Genomic DNA, 20,245 nt, shown 5'->3' on the forward strand with positions numbered 1-20,245 from the left:
TTTTGTCTTGTTTGACTTTCGTTTCCTGTCTATGTGGTTTTCTAGGTCCTTCCGGAAATCCTTCATTTTTCAAGGCTTTCCGTGCTCGCGTGTGCCGCGAACATTTAATATATTACCACCTGTTTACCTCTTCGTCAACCGCTTTTTTTGATTTTATTTTACCTTTTTTTAACTTGTTTTCAGGCCGCAAAAAGGTGCACATGTTTTGGTGTAATATCACAAATTTTTGTAGCTGTCGGTTCTGCGCCGCTGCTGACAATTAATGTGTGCTCAGTCATCGAATATGCTTGAAATATCAATAAGACAAAGAGCATATCCGGTGACCTGCCGCAGAGCAACAGCCGTATGGATTTCTATATATCCGGCTACGCCTGTCAATATTGCCTTGATTATATTGACAGAACCGGACGGGTATTCCAGATCTGATCCGCATAGTTCTGAATCGAACTGTCAGCGGCGAACCGGTACGCCTTCGCGATATTCACGACGGACATGGAGTTCCATCTTCTGCGGTCCTCGTATACGGCGAACATTTCATCGTGGACACGGCAGTAGTCTGCGAAATCCAGCAGGCACATATACGGGTCGGCGATGCTGTACCCGGGCTTCAGCAGGTAGTCCTTCAGATTCTGGAAGCTCATGCCGGCGAACCCCTCGCTCAGACGATCCACAGCAGCTTTCAGAACCGGATCATTACTGTAAACGGCGCCGGAGTTGTATCCCTCTGACAATATCTTCCGGATCTCTTCGACTCGCTTTCCGAAGATGAAAATATTCTCCGGTCCAACAGCATCATAGATCTCTACGTTTGCCCCGTCCATCGTACCGATGGTGACCGCGCCGTTAATCATCAGTTTCATGTTGCCGGTGCCGCTGGCCTCCTTCCCTGCAGTCGAAATCTGCTCGGAAATATCAGCCGCGGGCATCAGATGCTCCGCCATGGAGACACTGTAATTCTCCAGGAATACAACCTTCAGTTTCTCGCGGATCCGGGGATCCTGCTCGATTTCCTCACTGATTTTGCTGATTAACTGAATCACCGACTTCGCCAGATAGTAATTCGGTGCGGATTTGGCCGCGAACAGATAGGTTTCCGGCCGCATATCCAGATTCGGATCCGCCTTCAGCGCCTGATAGCGGCTGATGATGCGCAGAGCGTTCAGCAGCTGCCGCTTGTATTCATGCAGTCGTTTGGCCTGGACGACAAAAATGGAATCCGGATCGAGGTCAACGCCCTGTACGGATTTAACTTTGTCGGCGAAGCGCACTTTGTTGGCATGCTTAATTTCCTCGAGGCGATCCAGAACTGTCTCGTCCCGGACGAAGCGCTCAAAGTCTGCCAGACGATGGTAATCGGTTCTGTAATCGGGACCGATGGTCTCATCCAGCAGTTCCGCCAGACCCGGGTTAGACTGGCAAAGCCATCTCCGGTATGCGATTCCGTTCGTGACATTGGTAAACTTATCCGGATCCGCCAGATAAAAGTCGTGGAACAGATCATCCTGGAGGATCTTGGAGTGCAGAGCAGATACACCGTTGACCCGGTGGGAGCCCAGCACCGCCAGATTGGCCATACGAACCTGATTATCCCCAAGCGGCGAAATATAATCGATTTTTCCCCAGTCCCCCGGGAACTTCTGGTTCATCTCGTCCCGGAAGCGGCGATTGATCTCCTGGATGATAACATAGATCCGCGGCATCAGTCCCCGAACCAGCGAATCGTTCCACTTCTCCAGCGCTTCCGCCAGAACAGTGTGGTTGGTGTAGGACACGGTATTGACTACCCGTTCCCATGCATAATCCCAGGAGCAGCCGTAGTCATCCATGAAGATCCTCATCAGCTCCGGAATACTCAGAGCCGGATGCGTGTCATTGATGTGGATCACGTTCTTCTTGTGGAAATTGTCCAGTGTTCCGTAAATTTTGTAATGATCCCGAACGATGTTCTGGCAGGACGCTGACACCATGAAATACTGCTGCTTCAGCCGCAGCTCTTTTCCCTCTTCAATATTGTCCGCCGGATACAGAACCTTGGTAATTACTTCGGCGCTGTTGTTTTTCTGCGCCGCCCTGGTGAAGTCACCGCTGTTGAATGTCGCCATATCAAAACCGTCGGAGTCCACGGCCTTCCACAGGCGCAGTTTGTTCGTGGTTTTCGTTTCATAGCCGGAGATGTACATGTCATACGGTACAGCCTGCACCACCTGAGGGTTCTCCAGGTTGAATTTCAGTCCTTCCTCGGTCCAGTATTCCTGATAGGTTCCGTAGAATGTTACATCGAACGGATCGTCTGCGTTCTCATTCAGCCAGACATGACCGCCGGGCAGCCAGTTGTCCGGAAGCTCCACCTGCCAGCCGTCGACGATCTTCTGTTTGAAAAGGCCGTATTCGTAACGCAGAGAGAATCCTGTAGCGTCGTAACCGTCGGTTGTCATCGTGCTGAGGAAGCAGGCTGCGAGGCGTCCCAGACCGCCGTTTCCGAGGCCGGCATCCGGTTCACAGTCGAACACCTCCTCCAGTGTCAGGCCGGAGCCCTCCAGAATTTCCCGCACCTCTTCCATCTCGCCGAGATTAAAGAGATTATTTCGCAGAGACTGGCCCATCAGATATTCCATACAGATATAATAGACTTTTTTAACGTCATCCCTCTGCTCTGCTTTTTCCTTTGTCTTCTTGAAATCGATGTAGCGCTGACGCAGCTGCTCATTGACCACACGGGCCAGAGCCTTGTACATCTGCTGGGCGCTGGCTTCCTCCGGGGTGGTGTGCAGGTCATACTCCAGGACGGTGTTGAGTCTGTCCTTCAGTTTTGCTTCTTCTCTCACCTCAAGCACGGCTTCTTCCACCTTTTTTACGGCCTTCGCTGCTTTCGCCTTCGCCGCCTTCGTCTTTGCTGTCTTCGCAGCGGCTCCGGTTCTCGTCGTCTTATCCGTTTTGGGGGATTTCGCTTTCTTCGCAGCAGTTCCGGTCCTAGAGGCCTTCGCTGCCGTTTTTCTCTCAGTTGTCTTTTTCTCTGCCATTTATACCCTTCCCTTCATTATTGATTGATTTTGTCGTTGTTATGTCGCCGCTCCATTCTCGTTATGGCGCTGCTTTGGCTGTGCTCTGTCACTGCTCCATCATGGACTCGTACATCTGGATGTATTGTCCTGCCGCCTTCCTCCAGCTGAAGTCCATCGACAGATCGTGCCGCACCAGCGGCTCCCATTTGTCTTTGTCCCCGCAGCGGCTTACTGCATTCATCACCGCGTGATAAAAGCTCTCTGCGCCATAATCTGCGAAGGTGAATCCATTGCCGTCTCCCAGCGTACAGTCCTTGATGGAATCCTTCAGCCCGCCGGTCTCCCGGACCACCGGAATATCGCCGTATCGGCATCCGATCATCTGGGAAAGTCCGCAGGGCTCGCATCTGGACGGCATCAAAAGAATATCGCCGGCCGCGTAGACGCGGTGGGATTTGGCGGTATCGAACTCGATCATGGAGCAGACCTTATCCGGATAATTGTACTGCAGGCTCCGGAAATAGTTCTCATATTCGCCGTTTCCGGTGCCGAGCATGACGAACTGCACGTCATTGTTCCGGAGAACTCCGTCCAGTGTATGCATGATCAGATCCATGCCCTTCGCCGGCACAAGCCGGGAAATCAGTGTAATCATCGGAACGTCTCTGGTCGGAAGCCTCAGTTCCTCCTGGAGAGCACGTTTGCAGGCCGCCTTTCCGGACAGATCCTTCTCGCTGTAATTCGCGGCGATCAGCGGATCCCGAGCCGGATCGTAAGTCCTGACATCGATGCCGTTCAGGATTCCGGTCAGCTTATGCTCATTGCGGCGGATGATCTCGTCAAGGCCGAAGGAAAAGACAGGGTCCTTCAGCTCCTGCGCATATGTCGGGCTGACCGTGCTCAGCACATTGCAGCTCTCGATGGCGCCCTTCATCAGATTCACGTCGCCGCGGAAATCTACAATATATTCCTGGTCCTCCGGCAGGCCGAGACAGGATTCCAGAACGTCTTTTCCGTAATGTCCCTGGTATTCAATGTTGTGAATCGTGAACACCGTCCTGGTAAAGGCCTTCCGCACCAGAGAATTCTGGTATATGGGCACCAGAGCGGACTGCCAGTCGTTAGCGTGTATGATATTCGGATGGAAATCCGCGATTTCCATGGCGGTGAACACAGCACGGCTGAAATATGCGAAACGCTCGCAGTCATCGTAATAGCCGTAGAGCCCATCACGCTTGAAGTAGTATTCATTATCGATGAAATAGTAAACCGTTCCGTTCCTCTTCAGTTCGAACAGGCCGATGTACTGATTTCTCCAGGCCACCGGGACTCTGCCCTCTCCGAGGAATTTCATTTTTCCGCGGTATTCGTCGCTGATTTTTCCGTACAGCGGCAGAATGACCCGGCAGTCCATCCTTGTCTTCCGGCTCCTGTTCAGTGCGGCCGGCAACGATCCCGCGACTTCTCCCAGACCTCCGGAGGTGGCAAAGGGGGCGCATTCCGGTGTCACAAAGAGTACGCTCAGCCTCCGGGTGGGCGGCGTTTCTGCCCTGCGGGCCACGCGTCTGCGCGGTTTGGGTCGGGTTTTACCCGCAGAAGTCTTCGTAACCGGTTTCTCCTCCGTCGCAGTTTTCTTCTTCACTTTATCTGCCATAATGATTCCTTTCAATTATTTGTGCGCCGCAGGCGCACGGCGAACCCGCGGTCCTGGTCTTACGAAGACCTGTTCCGTAGAAACTCATTATACATCAGGTTCTTTCAGACTGCAAATCCCTGCGGAAAACCGTCAAAAAACAATGTCCGCTTATTGAACTCGTATCGGAAATCGAGTAAAATTAAGTTATAGACTTAGGGGAAGGAGTTTGTTATGAGTGCAAAGAAAAAGAGTAAACCGGCATCCGCTCCGAGAGCCGGAGCACAGAGCATTGCAGAGCACCGGTTTTTGTTCCACAAAGGACGGGATTACCGGGCCTATGAATTTCTGGGAGCGCATATTCTCGGCGGCAGCGGAGTAGGCCTCACTCCCGAGGATGTGAATGTCCGGGGCGCAGAAACCGTTCCGGGAGGAGAACAGCCTTCCCCGGCCGGGACCGGGACCTCTGCCGGAACGCGCAGAGACAGATTATCCGGAGTCGTTTTCCGGGTGTGGGCCCCACGTGCAGCGGCGGTCGCTCTGGTCGGCGGATTCAACAACTGGGATCCGTCCGCTAGTCCTATGCAGAGGCTCGAAGAAGATGACAGCATCTGGGAAGTAGTTCAGACCAACGCCGGGGAGGGCGATCTGTATAAATATGTGATCACCGACGATCACGGCAAGCAGGTCTATAAAGCCGACCCCTACGCATTCAGCGCAGAAGCCGGAGGACCTGAAGACGGTCACATGCGTGCCTCAGTGATCTGGGATCCCTGCAAGCCCTTCCGCTGGAACGATCTGGCCTGGCGCAAACGCAGAGACAGCTGCAACCCCTACCGGTCGCCCATGAACATCTACGAATGTCATCTGGGCTCCTGGAGGCGCAAGGAGGACGGTTCCTTCTATTCCTACCGGGAACTGGCTGCGCGGCTGATTCCTTATGTCAAAAGGATGGGATATACGCATATGGAACTGCTCCCCATCATGGAGTACCCCTACGAGGGTTCATGGGGATATCAGATCACCGGGTACTATGCCGTGACCTCGCGTTACGGCACGCCGGAGGATTTCCGGTACTTTGTGAACAAAGCTCATGAGGCGGGGATCGGCGTAATCCTGGACTGGGTGCCCGCCCACTTCCCGAGAGACGAACACGGGTTGGCTGCCTTCGACGGGTATCCTTTGTACGAGGACAGCGATCCGCTGAAACGCGAGCACAAGGGCTGGGGGACCCTCGCCTTCGACTTCGGCCGTCCGGAGGTCATCAGTTTCCTCATTTCCAACGCCTTTTTCTACTGCGACGTATATCACATTGACGGGCTGCGGGTAGACGCTGTGGCGGCGATGCTGTATCTGGATTATGACCGCGGAGACGGAGAATGGCGCCCCAACCGCTACGGAGGGAACAAAAATCTGGAGGCGATTGCCTTCCTTCAGAATATGAACCGGGACGTGCTGGGGAACTATCCGGGCGTCCTCACCATCGCAGAGGAATCCACCGCCTGGCCTAGCGTGACCAAACCGCCCTCGGTGGACGGCCTCGGGTTCAACTTCAAATGGAACATGGGATGGATGAACGATGCACTTCAGTATTTCCAGACTGATCCCCTGTGGCGCGGAGGATCGCACAACAAGCTGACATTCTCCATCACCTATGCATACAGCGAAAACTTTATTCTTCCGATTTCACATGACGAGGTGGTGCACGGGAAGAAATCTCTGCTGGACAAAATGCCCGGCGAATACGAGGACAAATTCGCCCAGCTCAGGGTCTTCTATACCTACATGTTCACCCACCCCGGCAAGAAGCTCACCTTCATGGGCGCTGAATTCGGTCAGTTTATCGAATGGAATGAGGAGCGGGAACTGGACTGGCTGCTGCTGGACTATGAGAAGCACCGCAAACTGCAGAGCTTCGTCCGGGAACTGAACCACTATTATACCGATACCGACGCACTCTGGGAAACCGACGATACTTTCGACGGTTTCCGCTGGATCGATGCCGACAACGCCGACGACAATGTCTTCACTTATATGCGGTTCAGCAGAAAACAGAAGGCGGTGCTCATCGCCCTGAATCTTTCCGGAAAGGACTTTCCGGAGTTCGACATCGGGGTTCCCGCCGCTTCTGCCTACCGGCGTGCGATCGACACCGACATGAAACGCAGCGGCGGGACGGGGAGCAGACGGAAAACCGTCTATCATGTCGTCGACGGCGGATGCAACGGATACGCACAGCATATCACAATACCTCTGCCGAAGTTCTCCGCGATCATTCTCGAAAAGGAGGGATGATTTATGTCAAGAAAGAAAAAATGTGTGGCAATGCTCCTGGCCGGGGGCCAGGGAAGCCGCCTGTCGCCTCTGACCGCGACGCTGGCCAAGCCGGCAGTTCCCTTCGGCGCACGATACCGGATCATCGATTTTTCTCTGTCGAACTGCGTTAACTCGGACATCGACACGGTAGGCGTATGCACTCAGTATCAGCCGCTGGAACTCAATGATTATCTGGGCACCGGAGCACCCTGGGATCTGGATCTCCGCTTCGGCGGTCTGCATGTTCTGCCCCCCTATCAGGCGGCCGGCGGAGCAGACTGGTTCCGGGGAACAGCCAACGCCATCTATCAGAATCTGCGCTTCATCAAGAATTATGATCCGGACTATGTGCTGATCCTGTCCGGCGACCATATCTACAAAATGAATTACGAAATGATGCTGCAGGAGCACATTGACAACAAGGCGGACTGCACCATCGCAGTCATCGATGTCGCGCCTGAGGAGGCAAGCCGGTTCGGCATCATGAACACAGACCGTCAGGGACGTGTCATCGAATTCGAAGAAAAGCCGGAGCACCCCAAAAGCACGCAGGCTTCCATGGGAGTCTACATTTTCAACACCGACAAGCTGATTCGCTATCTGGAGGCAGACGAACAGGATCCGGAATCCTCTAACGATTTCGGGAAAAACATTATTCCCAACATGCTCCGGGACGATCAGAGACTCTTTGCCTACCTGTACAAAGGCTACTGGAGAGATGTCGGTACACTTTCTTCCTTCTGGGCCGCCAACATGGACACCCTCGGCGAAGATCCCGAACTCCCTCTGAATGATGCGGGCTGGCGGATCTACTATCGTCACAGTTTCGATCATCCTCAGTATGTGGGAGAACACGGCGAAGTTCTGAACTGTAACTGCGGCGACGGCAACGAGTTGGACGGCCGGGTCGAGGACTCTATAATCTTCAATAACATAATTGTTGAAGAGGGTGCGTCCATCAAGGATTCCATCATCATGAGCGATGTTGTGATCCGGCGCGGCGCCCATGTGGAATATGCCATCATCGACCACGGCACCATCATCGGGGAAAACGCCACCGTCGGCGGCAGCAAGGATTCCTGCGATCTGACGGTGGTTGCCAACGACTGCCGCATCGGCAGCCGCCAGACCGTTAAAGCCGGCGAGGTTCTGACCGGAGACCGGATATAGAGGAAGAAAGGAGGAAAGTCATGAATGCCGTAGGACTTATATTTGCGGATAATTATGAAGTGGAAATCAACGAACTTACGGAAACACGCACGATGGCCGCGCTTCCTTTTGGAGCCCGGTACCGGGTCGTGGATTATCTTTTGTCCAACATCACCAACGCCGGGATCCATGATGTGGGAATCATCACAAACTCTCGTTATGAGAGCCTGATGGATCACGTCAGTTCCGGCATAGAATGGGACCTGGAACGCAAGAACGGCGGGCTTCATTTCCTGCCGCCCTTCTCCTATCACGGCAGAGGAGACCGTTACGAGCACATTCTGGAGGCCATGCAGGCAAACGTGTCCTTCCTGCGCAACTGCGACGAGGAATACGTCATCGCCTGTTCCAGCACCTGCGTCGGGAACATCGACCTTGCGGCCATGATGGATTATCATATCAAGACCGATGCTTATATCACCGTGCTCTGCACCCGGAACCCCAGGAACAAGCAGGTCGGCATCCCGACGACAGAATATCTGATGGATCCCACCGGCCGTATCCAGAACATTGAAATCAACCGGAAACCGATTCTGCAGGGAGCCGTCGTGGGCGCCAATATCTACATCGTCCGGCGGACGGATTTGCTGGATCTTCTGGAAAACTCCGAGCGGGAAATGACCAGCTGGCGCAGGGACGTTCTGATCCCTCATCTGAAGGATCGGAAAATCATGGGCTATGTAACCGGCGAAACGCTGCTGTACCTCGACAATGTTGTAGCGTATCTGCAGAGCAGTCTGGATCTCCTGGATCCTAACCTGAGGGACGAGCTCTTCCATCAGGAGAACCGCCCCATCATCACCCGCGTCGGCGACAGCGCTCCGGCCTGGTACGGTCCCCGATCCAATGTCAGAAATTCCCTGATCGCAGCGGGCACAATCATCGAGGGCGAGGTTCGCAATTCCGTGATTTTCCGGGGTGTACACATCAAGAAAGGCTCTGTGATTGAGAACTCTGTGGTCATGCGAAACGCCACCATCGGAGAACATGTCCATCTCAATTACGCAATACTGGACAAGAACGTGATCATCAACGATAAGCGAATGCTTTCCGGCTACATCACTCACCCCTTTGTCGTCAAGTATGGAGCCGTAATCTGACAAAATCCGGGGCAGTATTCGTGGGCGCATAGCGCAGCGAACAGCAAACAACGGCGGCGGGCGGCGAGCACCGCAGCCAGTAAACAGCGGCAGCCCGCACCAGCGCACGATGCCGCAAACACCGTCCGCCGCCTGATAATCTGACATCAAGGTATGACAGGAGTGTATGGATAATTGAAAGAGACCAGTATAGTATTTAATTCCAGAGACGAGCGATATAAATCTCCCTACGGAGCGCTTCGTTCCGGAATGAACATGACAGTCCGCATCCTCGTGGACCGGGATTTGTGTCCCCGGCGCGTCCGGCTCGTCATGCTCTATGACCGCCATCACTACCCCGCCTACTATGAAATGGCGGGAACTGAGACACCGATAGAAACCGACAACTACATTGAATACAGCGTCAGTCTTCCGGTGGAGGACACCGGACTCTACTGGTACCACTTTCAGGTGGAAACGCCGAACCGGCTGATGAAGATCGGTCGCGCCGATGATAACCGGGCTGAGCTCCAGGACTTTCCAAAGAGCTGGCAGCTGACCGTATACCGCAGAAGCTATGAAACCCCGGAATGGATTTTCGGAGGCGTGTATTACCATATCTTTGTGGATCGATTCGCACAGGGGGAAAACCCGCGGCTGGAACGCGCCCTTGCAGAGGAACGCGGCGCCGCCGGCGAAAACGGGACACCCGATCACGGCATTCCTCTCACCACCAAAATCCGCCGGGATGACTGGGGCGGCGTTCCGCAGTGGCAGCCGGAGGACGGCAAAATTTATAACCGGGACTTTTTCGGCGGAAACCTGGCAGGAATCCGCAAGAAGCTCCCTTATCTGCAGGAGCTCGGAGTGACATGCCTCTACCTCAGTCCGATTTTTGAGGCCTACTCCAACCATAAATATGATACCGGCGACTACTCCCAGATCGATCCGATGTTCGGATCGGAAGAGGACTTCCGGGCACTCTGCCGGGACGCCATGTCCCGGGGAATCAGGGTAATCTGCGACGGCGTGTTCTCCCACACGGGAAGCGATTCTGTGTACTTTGACAAATACGGTCACTTCGGCGGAGGCGGTGCATGGCACAATGTCAATTCCCGTTACCGGGACTGGTATTACTTCCACGAGAACGACACCTATGAATCCTGGTGGGGAATCGATACGCTGCCCCGCCTGAACAAAACAAACCCGGACTATCAGAAATTCATCTGCGGCAGGGACGGCATCATCCGCAGGTGGCTGCGGGCCGGCGCCAGCGGATGGCGTCTGGATGTGGCGGACGAACTGGATACCGGTTTTCTGAAGGCGCTTGTCCGCGCGGCAAAGTCGGAGAAGCAGGATTCCATCATAATCGGAGAGGTCTGGGAGGACGCCTCCAATAAAATCTCTTACGGGGACCGCCGTAACTACTTCGAGGGTGACAAGCTGGACAGCGTCATGAACTATCCGTTCCGCGCAGGCATCATTGATTTTGTACGCAACGGCAATGCATGGCAGATGGCTGCCACGGTGGATCAGATTATGGAGAATTACCCCTCCGATGTGGTGAACAGTCTGATGAATCTGCTGGGCACGCACGACAGTGTCCGCATCCTCACGGCCCTGGCAGGCCGGGATCTGGGACCCGATCCCTCCCGCGAGCAGCAGGCAAACACCCACCTGACCGAGGAAGAGCGGCGACGGGGTCTCCGGATGCTGAAAATCACCGTGGTCATTCAGATGACGCTCCCCGGTGTCCCCTGCATCTATTACGGAGATGAAGCCGAAACGGAGGGATATAAAGACCCCTTTAACCGAACCTGCTATCCCTGGGGACGGGAGAACAAAGACCTTCAGGCATGGTACCGGAAAATCATTGCAATCCGGAAATCCCATCCTGTTTACAAGCGCGGCCGCTACCGGACAATCGCCTCTATCGAGGGGTTATATGCCTTTGAACGGTTCGATTCCGTCGACAGCTGGTACGGCGACGCATTCTCCGACCGTGACCATCTGGACAGCAGGCCCTCAAGTCTTATCACCTGCGCCAACTGCGGCGAGCGGGAAGCGACGCTGTTTCTGGACAGTATCCGGGTAGATCTTCTGACCGGCGAACGCAAGAAGGAAGAAAAGATAACTGTCTTCCCGGGAGAAGTCATGATTCTCGCGGAGGACGAGGAAGGAGTCTGAGTTATGAATTACATGGAGAAATATGAACAGTGGCTTGCCAGCGACTGTGTCGATGCGGCCACAAAGAACGAGCTGGAGGCGCTGCGCGGCAACGCGGAGGAACTGGCGGATCGGTTCTCCGGTATGCTGAATTTCGGAACGGCCGGACTGCGGGGCGTCATGCGGGCCGGACTGAACGGCATGAACACGTATACGGTCCGCTATGCGACACAGGGGCTCGCAGACCTGATCAACCGCTGCGGTGAAGAGGTTGGAAGCGGCGTCACCATCGCCTTCGACTCCCGCAACAACAGTCCGGAATTTGCCTCGGAGGCCGCCTGCGTTCTGGCTGCCAACGGCATTCACGTCAACCTCTTCGAGAGTCTCCGGCCGACGCCCGAGCTCTCCTTTGCGCTCCGCGAAACCGGTTCCATCGCAGGAATCAACATCACAGCCAGCCACAATACAAAGGAGTACAACGGCTACAAAGTCTACTGGTCTGACGGCGCGCAGCTGCCCCCGGAGCACGCCGCAGAGGTTTCCGCATCCATGGACAAAAATGATATTTTCCGGGACGTACGCACAATGCCCCGCAAAGACGCGGACGCAACGGGAATGATTACTCTGCTCGGCGCGGAAATGGACGAGAAATATATGGCGAAAGTTCTGGAGCAGTCCGTGGGACGCCGCTATGTAGAGCAGGTACAGGACACATTCAGGATCATCTACACGCCCTTCCACGGCACGGGCCACAAAATCGTACCGGAGATTCTGAAGCGGCTCGGCATGAAACATGTCCTGACCGTTCCTGAGCAGATGGTCATCGACGGAAACTTTCCCACGGTCAAATCCCCCAATCCAGAGAATGTAGAGGGCTTCGACCTCGCTATCCGTATGGCGAAAAAGGAAAATGTGGATCTGATCATCGGTACCGACCCTGACGGAGACCGGTGCGGCATCGTTGTGCGAAACGGCGACTCCTATGAGACTCTCTCCGGCAACCAGATCGGTGTCCTCCTCCTGGACTACCTGATCACCGCCCGCCGTGAATCCGGAACACTGGCAGAGAACGCCGCCGCTGTGAAGAGCATTGTCTCCACCAACATGGCGAAGAAAATATGTGAGGAAAATAGCGTCACTCTGTTCGAAACGCTGACCGGCTTCAAGTTCATCGGCGAAAAAATCAAGGAATTCGAACGCACCGGCGACTACACCTTCCTGTTCGGCTTCGAGGAAAGCAACGGCTACCTCGCCGGCACCTACGCCCGGGACAAGGACGCGATGGTGGCCAGCATGCTCATCGCAGAAATGGCCTGCCGCTACAAAACCATGGGCATGAACCTCTATGAGGCGCTCCAGCAGCTGTACCGCCGCTACGGCTTCTACCGCGAAGCAGTGGTCTCCGTGCAGTTCAGCGGCATCGGCGCACAGGAAAAAATGACTCAGATAATGAAGGACCTGCGTCACCACCCACCGGCATCCATCGGCCTACCCGTACTGCGGATACGCGACTACCAGGCCGGTGAAATCCGCCGCCTCGGCGCGGATACCGGCGCCGATACCGCATGCCCCGACGCAGATACCAGTGCCTGCACCGCCAGAAACGCATGCACCGGCGCGGCATACGACGAAGCCGAAGTCCCCGAGCCCACAGGCCTTCCGAAAAGCAACGTACTGTATTACGAGCTGGAGGACGAATGTTCCGCCGTTATCCGCCCTTCCGGCACCGAACCGAAGGTCAAGCTGTACGTTATGACAAAGGGCGCGGACGCCTCCATTGCCGAATCACGGCTGACCGCCATTCAGGAGGCCGGAAGCCGACTTCTGAAGTAATAAAGCACTAACACAGCTTCCCGAATCGGCCGCACGGCGCCGATTCTCGTCAATCATAACCACCGGCTGAGCCGGTGGTTCGCTTTAGCCCTATATGTGTCCAGGTTTTTGTCCGCTAATACTCATTCCAACGGCTCCATCAATCTGTTACTTCCCAGTATCCGTTCTTGCTGGCACCGTGACGGATTATCTTGTTTCTTTCTTTCAGCTTTGCTAATATTCTCTGCACCTGCCGCTGCGTCAGTCCCAGAGATGCTGCCAGAACCTTTGCCGTCATTTTCCCATCCTGTCTAAGCAGAGCAATTACTTTATCCTCATTTGATGTGACATTTGTTACGACATTTGATGCGACATTTGATGCGACATTTGATGCGACATTTGTTACGACATCGTTGCCTTGATTCTCACTGATCTCCTTATGATATACCCGAATCGCATGCCTAATGCGTGCCCATCCATCGAATGAACTTGGAATATCACTAATGCAGAAAGCCACCGCTTCACGCGATGGCTCTCTGCAAGTGTTGAGTTTTGAGAAAGAATGTTGAAAAGAATGTTTTAAGGTTGTATGCAATTCCTTTTGACAGTTATTACTATACAGGTTTATTGTGACGTCCGTTAGAGGGTTTTTTGTTGCTTTTCGTAATTAATGTGAAGGATTCGTCACAAAATCAGCGCTTCCTCCGCAGACAGCCGTTCGGTCGCTTACAGATCCTCGAAGGGACGCAAGCCCTCCGTCGCTCCTGGTTTTGTGACACAGAGCGCCCCCTCTGCCGCCGCCAGATCGACACATTTCCGAAAGGGAAATCCGCGGAGCATCGCAGCCAGATACGCAGCAATAGAAGTATCACCTGCGCCAAGTCCCGACACTTCCCGCTCCACGGGTTCAGCGCAACGCATTCCGCGGGCGCCCTCCCAGTCTGCCATCGCGCCGTCCGCAAACCCGAGCCGGCTGCAGATATCGCTCATATCATCACAGTTTTCAAAATACATGCCTTCCGCTCCGCATTTAATCAAAACATTACGCGCTCCCAGTCCGCGGCTGGCCCCGGCGAGTTCCTCCGGCGATGCGTTCGGCATACGGAGCATGTACCGAAGCTCGTCAATGCTGGGCACAAAGAAATCCACCAGCGGGAGCACATTGGTCAGAATCATCTCCCAGTCCTCCCTGCCTGCGTCAGAATCAGGATCCACCGCACAGAGGTCCAGTGAAGTTGCCAGACCGGCCCGACGAGCTCTTCGGAAAACACTGACAAGACCCCAGCCTGCATTTTCATAAAAATGCCGCATCGTCGGCGGATGCCCGAAATGCATCAGACGGCAATCCGGGAACCTCTCCAGCTCCAGTTCCGATTCCATATAGGCATCGTTAGCACCGGGATTCTGCAGAATTGCCCGGTCCAGTCCCTCCGGCGCCAGAATAAGGCTGTACGCAGTCGCAGCCGCAGGGTCCTCAACGATGCCCGCCAGAGAATCCTGCCCGGCACCTCGAACCAGCATATTTTTCAGCATCGTTCCGAAATCATCCTGCCCGATTTTACCGCACAGAACAGGGTCCACGCCGAACAGTTTCATGGCAATCCCCGTGTTTGCGACAGAACCGCCGGGGCAGATGTCATTGCCCAGAATCCGGGTAATGCCTCCGGGATGGATCACATCGGAGAAATCTTTTGCGCCCCGGCTCACAAACCGCGGACAGATGTCGATACTCAGGCAGCCGAGAACCAGCGCTCTCGGCCGGCGGCAGCGAAGGTCTGCTTCCTTTCCGTCTGCCGACGGTCTCTCGGAGCACGGCGACGATTCTTCGTCATCGGTGCGCTCTCCGCATAGGGTTTCCGACGGTGTTCCGGGGCACGACGACGGTTTCCGGCCGTATTTCCCGGTCAGAATCGCGATTCGTTTAGCCAGTGATTCATCGAAAGCCCCTGCCTGCATCTGCCAGCCCCAGTTTCCTTCCGGCGTTCCGGGCAGATTGATTCGGGCCTCGCTCCCCAGACCCAGCCAGTCCTGCATCGGCAGAATACATGTCTCACAGCGGGTGGAAAGCGCCAGTTCTATCATCCCGGACAGCGCATCTGCGGACTCCAGGATTTCAACGTCCGGCAGCGGTATCTCGGCAGTCTCGCCTGTCGCCGGTATGTCGCCGCCCGGGCTTTCCGGAGCATCTGCCGATACTTCGCTCCCGCGGAATCTGGTCAGCGTTCCGAGAGTTTTTTTCAGATACCAGGTGACAAACCGCTGTTTATAATCCGCGATGCTCCGGTACCAGCCCAGCGTCGTATCGTTGTCATGGGTTCCGGTGTAAACCACAGAATGATCTGTATCATAGCGGTCGGGAAGGTACAGATTCGATTCATCCGAGTCAAAGGCAAACTGCAGAATCTTCATTCCCGGATATCCTGTCTGCCGTATCATCCGGAACACGTCCTCCGTCAGGAAACCCAGATCCTCGGCAATGAACCCCGATGCCGGAAATTCCCGTTCCACCTGATGAAAAAAGTCCATGTCCGGGCCCTTCTCCCAGTGTCCGTCCAGAGGATTCTGAGTATCCGCCGGAATTGAATAATATGACTCAAACCCGCGCATATGATCCAGCCGAATCACATCGAACAAATGGAAGTTCTGACGAAGGCGGGCAAGCCACCACCGGTATCCGTTGCTCCGATGATGCTCCCAGTCATACAGCGGATTCCCCCAGCACTGCCCTTCCGGCGTGAAAGCATCCGGCGGCGCGCCTGACACATTCACCGGGCGGCGCTCCTCATCCAGCTGGAACAGTTCCGGGTGCACCCAGCAGTCCGCACTCTCATACGCCGCGTAAATAGGAACATCTCCGATAATTTCGATTCCCCTGCCATGCGCGTATTCAGCCAGCTCCTCCCATTCACAGAAAAATTCATACTGCGTCCACTTCCAGAATTCGAGATCTGCAGCAAGCGCCTGCTTCATCTGCGTCAGCGCAGCTTCATCACGGCAGCGCAGAGGGCTTTCCCACTCCGGCCAGTCCGCACCGCAGTGCGCATCACGAATCGACATATACAAAGAAAAATCATCGATCCACTCTTTGTTGTCCTCGCAGAAACGTTCGTAAGCCTCCTTTTCCCCGCCGGTAAAAAGCCTCTGCCGAAAGGCGCCGAAGGCGCGCCGAAGAAGGGCTTTGTGCGCCGGAAGTACAACATCATAATTGATACGTTCACCTTCGCGTAAATTCAAAGACGCCGGGAGCAGCTCCGCGATGTCTGCGGCACTCAGCAATCCTTTGCTGCGAAGCGCCTCCGGATCGATATATGCTGTCTCACCCGCAAAGCAGGAAACCGGCTGATAGGGCGAATTACCCCGTCCCACCGGGCCGAGCGGAAGAATCTGCCAGCAGCTCTGACCTGCCGCTGCCAGACGATCCACAAAAGTCCGCGCTTCCGCTGTAAATCCCCCAATACCGTGTCGGGAAGGCAACGCGAATATAGGCAGCAAAATTCCACTTTTGCGCATTTCAATTTCTCCTTTATCATGATTATGCATGTTCAGCGCATCCGTCAGACCCGAAAGCGGGCCGGCAGTATGACACCGATTACAATTAATCTTAACACAAACTGGACTTTTATAACACAGAAGAATATAATAAATTCAAATCATCGTTATGAAGAAGCGAGCTGCAAGCCGGAGTTTCCGGAATCAAGGCAACTGGGCACCGGCGCTCCGAGACAATGGCTGGGCAACGGCAGATCGACGCCGGCGGAGCAGCCGGCAGCAGCGGCAGATTGACGTCAGTTCTCCGCAGCAGCGGCAGATTGGAATGAAGAAACGAGGTGCGAATATGGAAACGAGAACGGACATAAAAGTTGATTTAAAGAACACGGGCATCGACCCGTCAGAAATTGAGGGGCGGCGCGGCGAGGCGCAGGACGCTCTGAACCGGCTCTGGTCCGGCGAGCTGGATTTCACCGGCTGGGTCAGAGATCCTCTGGAATTCAGTGATGCTGCCGTGAATGAACTGATTGATGTGGCGGCGGAAATTCGGGGAAAATGCGACTATTTTCTGGTGCTGGGCGTCGGCGGCTCCTTCATGGGAGCTAAGGCCGTCGTAGATCTTCTGCAGTCTCCTGAAGCAGATACCCGGGTTTTGTTCGCCGGCTATAACTTCAACGCGCGATACATTCACGATCTTCTGCGGGAAATCGGCGACGCAGACCTGTGTCTCTGCGTGGTTTCCAAGTCCGGCACGACCACGGAAACATTGTCGGCATATGGAATTTTCAAAGAGATTATGCTGGAAAAATACGGTCCGGAAGAGACTGCCGCCCGTACCTATGTAGTCACGGAACATCGCTCCAATTATCTGTTTGATATGGCAGTCGCCGAGGGATCGAGGATTTTCGATCTAGCCCTTGACATCGGCGGGCGGTATTCTGTGCTGACGCCGGTGGGGCTTCTGCCCATCGCGGTTGCCGGAATCGATATCCGGGCCATTATGAACGGAGCCCGGGCTCTGTGCTCCCGGGAAACCTTCCGCAGCGACGGTCTGGACTACGCCATCACGCGTCAGGCCTTTGCCGACGCCGGAAAAACCATCGAGGTCTATGAGTTTTTTGATCCGTACTTCGCTTATTTCGGAGAATGGCTGAAGCAGCTGTTCGGAGAAAGTGAAGGGAAAGACGGCAAAGGGCTCTTCCCGACATCCCTGATGTTCAGCCGCGATCTTCATTCTATGGGGCAGTTCCTTCAGCAGGGAACTCCGTGTTTCTTTGAGACCTTCATCACAGTAGACGAGACTTCGGAGGATGTAGAAATCCCGGTCCTCGCGATGAAACCTTTTGCCGGAAAAACAATCCAGCAAATCAATCTCTGCGCAGAAAAAGGCGTGCAGGACGCTCATGTGAAGGCAGGAATTCCGGTAATTTCCATCCGCCTTCCCAGACTTGATGAAAATGTGACAGGGCAGCTGCTCTACTACTTTGAGACACAGTGCGCCGTCTCCGCCCTGCTCTCCGGGGTGAACCCGTTCAACCAGCCGGGAGTAGAGGATTATAAACGCGAGATGCGCGCGTATATTACTGCTTTAGACAAATAGTACCGGCGCTCACGTCGCCGGTCTTCCAACGGTGCTCCGGCAGCACGCTTAGGCGCCCGCACCGCCGGACTTCCAACGGTGCTTCGGCAGCGCACCCCTTCGGCGCCTACCCGGAGCACCTTTTTCGTACCGCCGAATACACATCATGCTGCATGCGGCGCACAGTGCGAAACCTTACTCCAGAACTTCATACATCCCGGAGGCGTCCTCTTTTCTGACCGACTCCGGTACGGCGACGACCTTAAGGGTAATTGAACTGTTTCCGAATTCGATATGGATAACGTCTCCGGGTTCTACATCCGTACCGGCCTTTGCGGGCCGGTCGTTAACAGTGACGCGGTTCTGATCACAGGCTTCCTTCGCCACAGTTCTTCTCTTGATTACTCTTGAATTTTTCAGAAATTTATCGACTCTCAATGTAACCTCCCGTTACTGAAACCTTGGTTGTTTTCTATTATAATTAGTGTCTGCTCATTAAGTCCCCGTCGGACTTAATGGGCGCTGACGGCAGTTTGTCAGCAGCGCCGCGGCGCACCATCCAACGGAAGGGTGCGCCGGCAAACACTAATTGATGCTTGTGCTCAGGGATTCGGCCGTTTCCGAATCCCACTGCCGCAGGGTTTTCAGATGAAACGCTTGAAAACCTTGCGGCAGGCTACCGAATATGCTCTTTATATTATTGATATTTCAAGCATATTCGGTAGCTGAGCACGCATTAATTGCGGTTGTGTTTTCCGGTCATTACAAAAGGGGCAGCCACGCTGCCCCTGTGATTGTATCTGAATTATTTGTTAACCGCGTCTTTCAGAGCCTTTCCGGCTTTGAAAACAGGTGCTTTAGAAGCTGCGATCTTGATAACCTCTTCCGGTTTGCGCGGATTTCTGCCCTGACGAGCTTTTCTCTCTCTGGTCTCAAATGTTCCGAAGCCGATCAGCTGGACTTTCTCACCCTTCACCAGGGATTCCTCGACCGTAGCCAGGAAAGCGTTAATAGCAACTTCCGCATCCTTCTTTGTAAATTCCGTTTTCTCTGCTACCGCAGCGACTAATTCAGCCTTGTTCATTATAAAATCCTCCTTAAACTTTGATTGAGGCGACAAACTTATCCTTCAAGCTCATCCCCAAGCTCTTCGATCTCTGCCAGCGACATCCTGACAACATCTCTGCCTTCCGCGGAGACCTTTTTCTCGACAGCTTCAAACCTTTTGACAAATTCATCCGTCAAGCGATTCAGTGCGTCCTCAGGGTCGACATTTCTGCATCTCGCCGCACCTGCAATTGAAAAGAGCAGTCTTCCATACATTTCCGCAATTGCTTCATCGCTCACAGACCGATCCGCACACTCTCGAATCCTGCCAAGATCACAGCTCATCTGATCAAGCAGGTCCGCCTCCGATGGAACATCGAAACCCAGCTGCCCGATGCGATTCTGCACCTTGCTGGCCCGAAGCAATGCCGGCAACGCTTTCGGCACTCCTGTAAGCCGATCTGCCAACATGGAATCACCGTGCTCTTCACTCTTCACATTTTCCCATTTTTCAAGGACTTTGTCAATAGTTTTTAGGCTATCTTCTTTGAAAATATGGGGATGCCGGCGGATCATCTTCTCACATTCCCCGTTGATCACATCCACGGCGGAAAACCGTTCGTCATCTTCTGCGATAACAGAATTCAGAACCACCTGCAGCATGACATCGCCCAGTTCCTCCTTCAGATTCGCCGTGTCATTTTTGTTCACTGCGTCCACCGCCTCATAGGCCTCCTCGATCATACAGGTCCTCAGCGACTCGTGGGTCTGAACGCTGTCCCATGGACATTCCCGCCGCAGAATCCGGACGATCTCAAATAGACGGCGGCACGCCCCGCCCTCTTCCTCCGCCGGTTCATAAAGCGGCGCGTATTTCTTTTTCAGGTCTGATGTATCCATGAACTTCTCCTTT

The 20,245-nt window shown here is 54.4% G+C and carries 13 protein-coding genes; 6 read left to right on the forward strand and 7 right to left on the reverse strand.

Annotated elements, in window-relative coordinates; all coding sequences use genetic code 11:
• Positions 1-389: 389 nt before the first annotated feature.
• Complete coding sequence (locus FYJ64_RS00005; RefSeq protein ID WP_154573212.1) at positions 390-3,020, reverse strand: glycogen/starch/alpha-glucan phosphorylase; 2,631 nt, start codon at positions 3,018-3,020, stop codon at positions 390-392.
• A gap of 88 nt (positions 3,021-3,108) precedes the next feature.
• The gene (locus tag FYJ64_RS00010; RefSeq protein WP_154573213.1) at positions 3,109-4,656 is read right to left on the reverse strand and encodes a glycogen synthase; all 1,548 of its coding nucleotides are present in this window, start codon (positions 4,654-4,656) and stop codon (positions 3,109-3,111) included.
• A 213-nt stretch (positions 4,657-4,869) separates the two neighbouring features.
• On the opposite strand from FYJ64_RS00010, the gene glgB reads away from it, so the two are divergent.
• The 5 genes from glgB to FYJ64_RS00035 all read left to right on the forward strand — a co-directional run bounded on the left by glgB (position 4,870) and on the right by FYJ64_RS00035 (position 13,238).
• Positions 4,870-6,930, forward strand: a complete 2,061-nt coding sequence (glgB, locus tag FYJ64_RS00015) for a 1,4-alpha-glucan branching protein GlgB (protein WP_154573214.1) — start codon at positions 4,870-4,872, stop codon at positions 6,928-6,930.
• 3 nt (positions 6,931-6,933) lie between these two features.
• A complete protein-coding gene (locus tag FYJ64_RS00020) occupies positions 6,934-8,121 on the forward strand; it encodes a glucose-1-phosphate adenylyltransferase (protein WP_154573215.1) in 1,188 nt (395 codons plus the stop codon).
• Positions 8,122-8,141: 20 nt separating this feature from the next.
• The gene (gene glgD / locus FYJ64_RS00025) at positions 8,142-9,260 is read left to right on the forward strand and encodes a glucose-1-phosphate adenylyltransferase subunit GlgD (protein ID WP_154573216.1); all 1,119 of its coding nucleotides are present in this window, start codon (positions 8,142-8,144) and stop codon (positions 9,258-9,260) included.
• Positions 9,261-9,434: 174 nt separating this feature from the next.
• Positions 9,435-11,426 carry a glycoside hydrolase family 13 protein gene (locus FYJ64_RS00030; RefSeq protein WP_154573217.1) on the forward strand — a complete coding sequence of 664 codons (1,992 nt, stop codon included), beginning with the start codon at positions 9,435-9,437 and terminating at the stop codon, positions 11,424-11,426.
• A gap of 3 nt (positions 11,427-11,429) precedes the next feature.
• Entirely contained in the window at positions 11,430-13,238 is a 1,809-nt protein-coding gene (locus tag FYJ64_RS00035) for a phospho-sugar mutase (RefSeq protein WP_154573218.1), read from the forward strand.
• 139 nt (positions 13,239-13,377) lie between these two features.
• Here FYJ64_RS00035 and FYJ64_RS11605 read toward each other — a convergent pair whose 3' ends face one another.
• Both FYJ64_RS11605 and malQ read right to left on the reverse strand, forming a co-directional pair.
• Positions 13,378-13,734, reverse strand: coding sequence for a helix-turn-helix transcriptional regulator (locus FYJ64_RS11605; protein ID WP_328596976.1), 357 nt, complete (start codon positions 13,732-13,734; stop codon positions 13,378-13,380).
• 209 nt (positions 13,735-13,943) lie between these two features.
• Positions 13,944-16,727, reverse strand: a complete 2,784-nt coding sequence (malQ, locus tag FYJ64_RS00045) for a 4-alpha-glucanotransferase (RefSeq protein ID WP_206045482.1) — start codon at positions 16,725-16,727, stop codon at positions 13,944-13,946.
• 325 nt (positions 16,728-17,052) lie between these two features.
• On the opposite strand from malQ, the gene FYJ64_RS00050 reads away from it, so the two are divergent.
• Positions 17,053-18,306, forward strand: a complete 1,254-nt coding sequence (locus FYJ64_RS00050; protein ID WP_206045483.1) for a glucose-6-phosphate isomerase — start codon at positions 17,053-17,055, stop codon at positions 18,304-18,306.
• 174 nt (positions 18,307-18,480) lie between these two features.
• Here the strand turns inward: FYJ64_RS00050 and FYJ64_RS00055 are convergent, their stop codons facing one another.
• The 3 genes from FYJ64_RS00055 to mazG all read right to left on the reverse strand — a co-directional run bounded on the left by FYJ64_RS00055 (position 18,481) and on the right by mazG (position 20,232).
• Positions 18,481-18,723 carry an RNA-binding S4 domain-containing protein gene (locus tag FYJ64_RS00055; protein ID WP_154573221.1) on the reverse strand — a complete coding sequence of 81 codons (243 nt, stop codon included), beginning with the start codon at positions 18,721-18,723 and terminating at the stop codon, positions 18,481-18,483.
• Between the two features lie 367 nt (positions 18,724-19,090).
• Positions 19,091-19,369, reverse strand: coding sequence for an HU family DNA-binding protein (locus FYJ64_RS00060; protein ID WP_075711778.1), 279 nt, complete (start codon positions 19,367-19,369; stop codon positions 19,091-19,093).
• Positions 19,370-19,407: 38 nt separating this feature from the next.
• A complete protein-coding gene (mazG, locus tag FYJ64_RS00065) occupies positions 19,408-20,232 on the reverse strand; it encodes a nucleoside triphosphate pyrophosphohydrolase (protein WP_154573222.1) in 825 nt (274 codons plus the stop codon).
• Between the last annotated feature and the right edge of the window lie 13 nt (positions 20,233-20,245).

The sequence above is a fragment of the Hornefia butyriciproducens genome (assembly GCF_009695915.1).
In the GTDB taxonomy this organism is placed as follows: domain Bacteria; phylum Bacillota; class Clostridia; order Peptostreptococcales; family Anaerovoracaceae; genus Aminicella; species Aminicella butyriciproducens.

What these genes read in the sequence shown, in the direction of transcription:
- glgD (WP_154573216.1), top strand. Translation starts at nt 8,142, where the DNA reads ATGAATGCCGTAGGACTTATATTTGCGGATAATTATGAAGTGGAAATC.
- FYJ64_RS00050 (WP_206045483.1), top strand. Translation starts at nt 17,053, where the DNA reads ATGGAAACGAGAACGGACATAAAAGTTGATTTAAAGAACACGGGCATC.
- FYJ64_RS00020 (WP_154573215.1), top strand. Translation starts at nt 6,934, where the DNA reads ATGTCAAGAAAGAAAAAATGTGTGGCAATGCTCCTGGCCGGGGGCCAG.
- FYJ64_RS00005 (WP_154573212.1), bottom strand. Translation starts at nt 3,020, where the DNA reads ATGGCAGAGAAAAAGACAACTGAGAGAAAAACGGCAGCGAAGGCCTCT.
- FYJ64_RS00060 (WP_075711778.1), bottom strand. Translation starts at nt 19,369, where the DNA reads ATGAACAAGGCTGAATTAGTCGCTGCGGTAGCAGAGAAAACGGAATTT.
- malQ (WP_206045482.1), bottom strand. Translation starts at nt 16,727, where the DNA reads ATGCGCAAAAGTGGAATTTTGCTGCCTATATTCGCGTTGCCTTCCCGA.
- mazG (WP_154573222.1), bottom strand. Translation starts at nt 20,232, where the DNA reads ATGGATACATCAGACCTGAAAAAGAAATACGCGCCGCTTTATGAACCG.
- glgB (WP_154573214.1), top strand. Translation starts at nt 4,870, where the DNA reads ATGAGTGCAAAGAAAAAGAGTAAACCGGCATCCGCTCCGAGAGCCGGA.
- FYJ64_RS00010 (WP_154573213.1), bottom strand. Translation starts at nt 4,656, where the DNA reads ATGGCAGATAAAGTGAAGAAGAAAACTGCGACGGAGGAGAAACCGGTT.
- FYJ64_RS00035 (WP_154573218.1), top strand. Translation starts at nt 11,430, where the DNA reads ATGAATTACATGGAGAAATATGAACAGTGGCTTGCCAGCGACTGTGTC.